Source organism: Rhizobacter sp., assembly GCA_021153565.1.
Lineage (GTDB): Bacteria > Pseudomonadota > Gammaproteobacteria > Burkholderiales > Burkholderiaceae_C > Albitalea.
This window is the reverse complement of sequence record JAJKJU010000074.1, coordinates 1-6,565: the sequence shown is the minus strand read 5'-3', so window position 1 is coordinate 6,565 and position 6,565 is coordinate 1. Positions and strand designations below refer to the sequence as shown.

Genomic DNA, 6,565 nt, shown 5'->3' with positions numbered 1-6,565 from the left:
GTGAGCGCGGCCAGTTCGTCAGGCCTACATCGTTCTGAATCCGGAATGCGAGGCCGGTGATGCGATGTGCAAGACGGTTCGAGAGCGACGACTTCGTCGCATAAGTCCGCCAGGCTCTCATGAACGTTCGCGCCGTGCTGGTGGAAGCGGGCGCGACGCCTTCTATGCTGACGGGCCACTCCACATTCCATGTCGGCTTGGGAGGGCGGAAGTTCCCCCCTGCATCATCAAAACTGCGCAGCGCCCGTCACGAGGAGCCCGCCCTGGGGCTCGGGCAGTGTGTCGATGAGTGTCATGCCGCCCAGCGCGGTGACGCGCACCTGCAGCGGACCGCTTGCGATCTGGGACGGATAGACGAAGTAGTTGTAGTCGGTGCGCTCAACGCTGATCCAGCTGCTGCTGCCGGCGGGCAGGATGTCGAGCTGCGTGATCGGCAGGCGATGGTTGCGCACCTGGATCGCGGTCCAGTAGGGGCTGCTGCCTTCCTTATAGCGGTACTGCACCGGCGTCTGAATGTCGGCGGCCACGACCTGCCACGAGATCGCCACTCGGCCTGCCGCCGGGTCGGCGATTTGGGCAAACGCCTGCGCGCTCAGGTCGACGTTGCCTTCTGCGCATTCGGGGCACTGGTCAGTGATGCGCACAGAGACCGTTCCCTTGGGTCCGGTGACGATGATGCGCTCGCCGCACGCGCCGCTTCCTGCGTAGTCGACGTGATTCATCGCCGCGACCATCAAGTCGCTGGGGCTCGCGTCGAAGCTGCAGTTGCCTTCGCCCGTCGCGCTGTAAAACGTCCCCTCTCCATGGTGGACCGCGCCTAGCGCTTGGGCAGCCGTGGTGCCAGTGCCCGCAGTGTCGGACGGTGTGGTCGTGTCGCTGGAAGAACTACCTCCGCCGCCGCACGAAGCGGCGAGCATAAGCATCCCGATGCAGGCGATCTTGCGCATCCATTGGAGAAGTTTCATGGTGGCTCGCAGGTGAAAACGCAAAAGTATCGCCTTTCGAAATAATCGAAGCGACTACTTCGGTAACGAGGCTTGTCCATATGTGGCAAAGGTGCGGGACCACCATGTGACCGGGCATCATGTTCATGTGGGATCTTTCACAACACGCCGCCCGGATGGCTGCCTTACCCCCGCCGCGCCGCCTCGATTGTCGCGATGTCGATCTTCTTCATTGGCATCATCGCTTCGAACGCGCGCTTGGCTGCCGCGCGATCGGGGTCAGAGATCGCAGCAATGAGGGCGCGCGGGGTGATTTGCCACGACACCCCCCACTTGTCCTTGCACCAACCGCATTGGCTCTCTTGGCCGCCGTTTCCGACGATGGCATTCCACAGACGGTCGGTTTCGGCCTGGTCATCAGTCGCAACCTGGAAAGAGAAAGCCTCGTTGTGCTTGAACGCCGGTCCGCCATTGAGACCCACGCATGGGATGCCCATCACGGTGAATTCCACCGTCAGGACATCGCCTTGCTTGCCGTCCGGATAGTCGCCTGGTGATCGCATCACTGTGCCCACCGCACTGTTGGGAAAGACTTCTGCATAGAACCGCGCGGCATCCAGGGCATTGCCGTTGTACCAAAGACAGACTGTGTTCTTTTGGGTCACGTTCGTTCTCCTTTAGAGATGGAAGGATGTTTCGGCGCAGACACCGCAGTCGTCGTCCCGATGGTTGACGGCGTCAGGCTGAAGTCGTTGAGGGCCATGGGGCGTAGCAACCCGCGTACCTGGATTGTTGGGCGCTTTGATGCGAGAGCCCCAACTTGCTTACCATCCCATCAAATCCGGGACCCACCCCAAAAACCTCCTCAGGAACCACGATGAAGACGTCTCTCCTGCTCTCCACGATTGCATTGACCGCGGCGGCTTCCGCCTGTGCCGCCCCCGTCGCCTACAACATCGATCCCGAGCACACCTATCCCAGTTTCGAGGCGGACCACCTCGGCCTGTCGGTCTGGCGTGGCAAGTTCAACAAGACCATGGGCAAGGTGACGCTCGACAAAGCCGCGATGCACGGGACGCTCGAGGTCACGGTGGATCTCGCGAGCTTCGATACCGGCCACGACAAGGTGAACAGTTGGGCCGCGACACCTGAATTTTTCGACACGGCCAAGTACCCTCAGGCAATCTACAAGGGCAAGCTCACCGGTTTCAAGAAGGGCGGGCCGACTCGGGTCTTCGGCGAACTGACGATGCACGGCGTGACCAAGCCTGTCACCTTGCACATCGACTCGTTCAAGTGCGTGCCGCATCCCATGCTCAAGAGAGAAGTCTGCGGCGCCGATGCCATTGGTCACTTCAAGCGCGACGATTTCGGACTTGACGCAGGTAAGCCGTACGGCATGAAAATGGGTGTGACCCTTCGCATCCAGGTGGAGGCGATCGCGGCCGAGTGAGTGTCAACGACAGGAGGCCACGGGCCATGGCTCGGACGCTGCAAGTGACAGCCTACGACGCGTAGTAGTCGATGTCGCTCGCCTTCCGGTTGAGGAGGTTGAACACTCCACTGCCACCTTCACGTCGCGATTGATTCGATAGCCCGTGCGCAGGTCGCCGAGCGTTGTCCGCCGTTGCTCGGGTCCAGACTGCCGAAGCGACTGATAAGCCCGGTGTCGACGGCGCCGTTCATTCACTGTGTTCGCCAAAAACTCACGGAGCAAAGGACGGCAAGGCTCATACAAATGAGAACGATTCGTAATCATGATAAAGTTCGGATCGAATTGACATGACGCGAAGCCATGACCACCGCGACCTTGAGCTCTTCATCGACGCCTGCACCCTTCTCAGCCCGGTCAACTTATCGCCGCGACGGCAGCAACGGTCTGAAGTCTCCGCATCGACGCGTCGCAGCCGGCGTGATCGTCGGCCTTCATGTCGCCATCATCTTCGGCTTTCTGCAGGCGCGGAATGTTCGCGACAAGCTCGCTGAACCTGCGCCGATGGTCGTGCGCATCGTGGCGCAGCCCGTGCATGAGGAGTCGTTGCCCACGCCAATTCCGACGCCGGTATTCAAGCAGCCGATCGTCGAGCCCGTCCCGACGATGATCGCCACGCCCGTCGCGCCGACGGCATCCATTGGGACCCCGCAGCCTGAAGTCGTGTCTGTTCAGTCGGCGCCCGAGGCGACCCCGACGCCACCGCCTGCGACACCTGCGCCGGCTGCACCGATCAATGCACCGATCAATGCACCGATCAAAAGCATCCCGACATCTGCCGTGCAATACATCGAGGCACCGGTGCTCGTTTACCCGAGGGCTTCGCGCCGTGCAGGCGAAGCGGGCCGCGTGGTGCTGCGTGTCTTCATCGACGAGGCCGGCATGCCTCGGCAGGTGCAGGTGCAGCAATCGTCAGGCTTCGCGAGGCTGGACGAAGCGGCCGTTGCCGCCATCGAGAAGGCCCGCTTCAAGCCCTACAGCGACAACGGCCAGCCAATGGCAGGCTGGGCTCTCGTGCCGCTGTCCTTCGACCTGGAGAAGTGACAGCCGTCACAAGCCTGCCCTGGGGGGGCGACCCATCACAACCTCGACACAAATGAACAACGATTCCCGGCGCCACCCTTCTATTCCACTGAGCCTTCGAGCAGCAGCCCTTGCGCTCGCTTTCGGAGCAGCCCACGCGCAAGACGCACATCCTGCGAGCCAGGACGAGGCCAAGAAGCCAAGCGAAGCCGCACTGCCCGAGATCAAGGCCACCGCGACACGCGAGCGCGACAGTGGCACGGCCACCACGGGCGCCAAGTTCGACACGCCGGTGCGCGACATTCCGCAGTCCGTCACTGTGGTCGATCGCAAGATGATCGATTCGCAAGCCGCGGCCTCGCTGAAGGACTCGCTTCGCAACGTGCCGGGCATCACGCTGGGTGCGGGCGAGGGCGGAGTGATCGGCGACAACATCAACCTGCGTGGCTTCTCGGCGCGCACCGATGTCTACCTCGACGGCCTGCGTGACCGCGGCCAGTATTCCCGCGACGTGTTCTCGCTGGATGCGGTGGAGGTGCTCAAGGGCCCGTCGTCCATGCTGTTCGGCCGCGGCTCGACCGGTGGTGTCATTAACCAGGTGAGCAAGAAGCCTGAGTTGCGCGATCACACTGAAGTCGGTGCAACGGTTGGCACGGACGACTATGTTCGTACGACGGCGGACGTGAATCGCAAAGTTTCCGAGACCTCGGCAGCGCGCGTTGCCGTATTCGGCCAGGACATCCGCTCGACGCGCGACGTCGAGCGCCTGCGTGACTTCGGCGTTGCGCCTTCGCTGCGCTTCGGCATCAACACGCCCACCGAAGTCACGGTCTCCGCGCTGTTGCAGCGCAATCGCGATCTGCCCGACTATGGCTTCCCGATGGTCACGAGCAACGGCGAGGGCACCGTGCGCAAGCCTGTCAATGCAGCGCCCAACGTGTTCTACGGCTACAGCGACGACCACTTCAATCAATCGGTCAACGTCGTCACCGCGACCGTGCAGCACAAGCTGAGCCCGATGGCGACCTTGCGCAACCGGACATTGCTCAGCGCCAACGTCACCGAAGCCTCGCCATCTCCGCTGGGTGCAGTGGTGCGCACGGGTGGCGGTGTGCCTACGCTCAATGACCCACTCACGCTGCTCAGCGCACCGCGACAGGACCGCGACCGCGTGCTTCACGACAAGTCGTTCTCGAACCAGACCGATCTGGTGGTCAAGCTGCAAGGCGGCGGCATGCAGCACACGCTGACAACCGGCATCGAGATCGGTCGCGACGAGAACCGAGAAGAACGCTACGTGTGGAACACCTCCGCAGCGGCAGCGAGCGTGAACCTCGGCAATCCGACGCTCGATGTGCGATCGGGCGAACGTGCACTCTCGCGAACTGTCACAACAACCGCAGATACGCTGGCTGCCTACGTCAACGACCAGATCGATCTAAGCAAGCAGTGGAAGCTGGTGGCCGGTGTGCGCGGCGAGCGATTCAAGGCCCGCAGCGATTTGACGACCTACACATTGCCCAGCGGCTTCCCCGTCGACACGACCGCACCTTCGCAACCGAAGTCGGAGACGGTGTTCAGCCCACGGGCAGGCGTGCTCTTCCAGCCCAACGAGGCGCAGTCGTGGTATCTGTCCTACGGCACATCGTTCAATCCGTCGGCTGAAACGGTGACGCAAAGCGCGGCGACAGCCCAGCTTGATGCGGAGAAGAATCGCTCCGTCGAAGCGGGTGTGAAGTGGGACGCGCTCGACGGCGAACTCACCCTGACTGGCGCGGTCTTCCGCACCGACAAGATCAACGCCCGATCACGCGACGGCGCGGGATCTGTGCAGGTGACGGCGGGCCGAATCCGCGTCGACGGCTTCGAGCTGACTGCTGCGGGGCGAATCACGCCGACGTGGCAAGTCTTCGGCGGCTATACCTATCTCGATGGCCGGATCCTCCAGTCTCCGGAGATCGGCACCGGTGTCGATGCCAATATTGCGGCGCAAGGCAAGCGCACACCCAACACGCCGCGCCACACGGCGACGCTGTGGACCACTGCACGCATTTCACCGCAGTGGGAAGTCGGCGGCGGCGTGCTTGTATCGGCTTCGCGCTGGCTCAACAACTTCGAGAGTGCGGCGGTTGATGGCTACACGCGTTTCGATGCGACGCTGGCCTATCTTCAGAAGGATGTCGAGCTGCGTTTGAACCTGCAGAACTTGAGCGACAAGCACTACTTCGAGGTGGGCAACGGCGGCCGGGCCACGCCGATTCGCGGACGCACGGCGCTTGCGAGCGTGGTCTACCGTTTCTAGGCAAGGCGCGAGATGATCGTTCAGATCCCCGACCTGCTGTCCGTGGTGCAGCTTCGAGATGCGCGGTCGCGCCTGCTCGCTGCTCCGTGGGTTGATGGCCTCGCCACCGCCGGACATCAAGGGGCGCGTGTCAAGCACAACAGACAACTCGCTGAAGCTTCGCCGGTTGCCGTCGAATTGGGCGACATGGTGCTGGTCGCGCTGGAACGTAATCCGCTGTTCATCAGCGCGGCCTTGCCTGCGCTCGTGTACCCGCCCATGTTCAACCGCTATGAAGGAGGCGAGTCCTTCGGCAACCATGTCGACAATGCATTGCGGTTGATGCCGGGCCGTGCGCAGCGAATGCGCACCGACTTGTCGGCCACCTTGTTCCTGACCGATCCTGAAGACTACGACGGCGGCGAGCTGCTCATTGACGACACCTACGGCGCGCATTCGATCAAGCTGCCCGCCGGTCATCTCGTGCTGTATCCGTCGACGAGCCTGCATCGCGTCGAGCCCGTCACGCGCGGGTCTCGGCTTGCGTGCTTCTTCTGGATCCAGAGCATGGTGCGCGACGTTGGCCAGCGCGCGCTGCTGCTCGACCTCGACACGTCGATCCAGCGCCTTGCCCAGACCGAAGCCGATGAAGGTGCACGACTGCAACTGACCGGCTGCTATCACAACCTGCTGCGCATGTGGTCGCAGCCCTGAGAGGCTGAGAGTATTTCGATCATGCCCGCTCATCACGCCAAAAGACCCCTGCTCGTCGTTACAAATGCTCGCCATAGCCCGGGCTATGGCTGCGCTTTGCGCCTAGATCAG

6 protein-coding genes are annotated in these 6,565 nt (G+C 62.5%); 4 read left to right on the top strand and 2 right to left on the bottom strand.

What is annotated here, in order from left to right:
* Positions 1 to 227: 227 nt before the first annotated feature.
* Positions 228 to 965, bottom strand: coding sequence for an expansin EXLX1 family cellulose-binding protein (locus AC30NL_RS04685; protein ID WP_489462849.1), 738 nt, complete (start codon positions 963 to 965; stop codon positions 228 to 230).
* A gap of 164 nt (positions 966 to 1,129) precedes the next feature.
* Positions 1,130 to 1,609, bottom strand: coding sequence for a VOC family protein (locus AC30NL_RS04680; protein WP_489462848.1), 480 nt, complete (start codon positions 1,607 to 1,609; stop codon positions 1,130 to 1,132).
* A 212-nt stretch (positions 1,610 to 1,821) separates the two neighbouring features.
* Here AC30NL_RS04680 and AC30NL_RS04675 point away from each other — a divergent pair, with 212 nt between their 5' ends.
* From AC30NL_RS04675 to AC30NL_RS04660, 4 genes are all read left to right on the top strand, one after another.
* Positions 1,822 to 2,397, top strand: coding sequence for a YceI family protein (locus tag AC30NL_RS04675; protein WP_489462847.1), 576 nt, complete (start codon positions 1,822 to 1,824; stop codon positions 2,395 to 2,397).
* 342 nt (positions 2,398 to 2,739) lie between these two features.
* A complete protein-coding gene (locus tag AC30NL_RS04670; protein WP_489462846.1) occupies positions 2,740 to 3,480 on the top strand; it encodes an energy transducer TonB in 741 nt (246 codons plus the stop codon).
* Positions 3,481 to 3,532: 52 nt separating this feature from the next.
* Positions 3,533 to 5,761: a TonB-dependent receptor gene (locus tag AC30NL_RS04665; protein WP_489462845.1), complete on the top strand. Its 2,229-nt coding sequence runs from the start codon at positions 3,533 to 3,535 to the stop codon at positions 5,759 to 5,761.
* A 12-nt stretch (positions 5,762 to 5,773) separates the two neighbouring features.
* A complete protein-coding gene (locus AC30NL_RS04660) occupies positions 5,774 to 6,454 on the top strand; it encodes a Fe2+-dependent dioxygenase (RefSeq protein ID WP_489462844.1) in 681 nt (226 codons plus the stop codon).
* Positions 6,455 to 6,565 lie beyond the last annotated feature (111 nt).

What these genes read in the sequence shown, in the direction of transcription:
- AC30NL_RS04685 (WP_489462849.1), bottom strand. Translation starts at nt 965, where the DNA reads ATGAAACTTCTCCAATGGATGCGCAAGATCGCCTGCATCGGGATGCTT.
- AC30NL_RS04675 (WP_489462847.1), top strand. Translation starts at nt 1,822, where the DNA reads ATGAAGACGTCTCTCCTGCTCTCCACGATTGCATTGACCGCGGCGGCT.
- AC30NL_RS04670 (WP_489462846.1), top strand. Translation starts at nt 2,740, where the DNA reads ATGACCACCGCGACCTTGAGCTCTTCATCGACGCCTGCACCCTTCTCA.
- AC30NL_RS04665 (WP_489462845.1), top strand. Translation starts at nt 3,533, where the DNA reads ATGAACAACGATTCCCGGCGCCACCCTTCTATTCCACTGAGCCTTCGA.
- AC30NL_RS04660 (WP_489462844.1), top strand. Translation starts at nt 5,774, where the DNA reads ATGATCGTTCAGATCCCCGACCTGCTGTCCGTGGTGCAGCTTCGAGAT.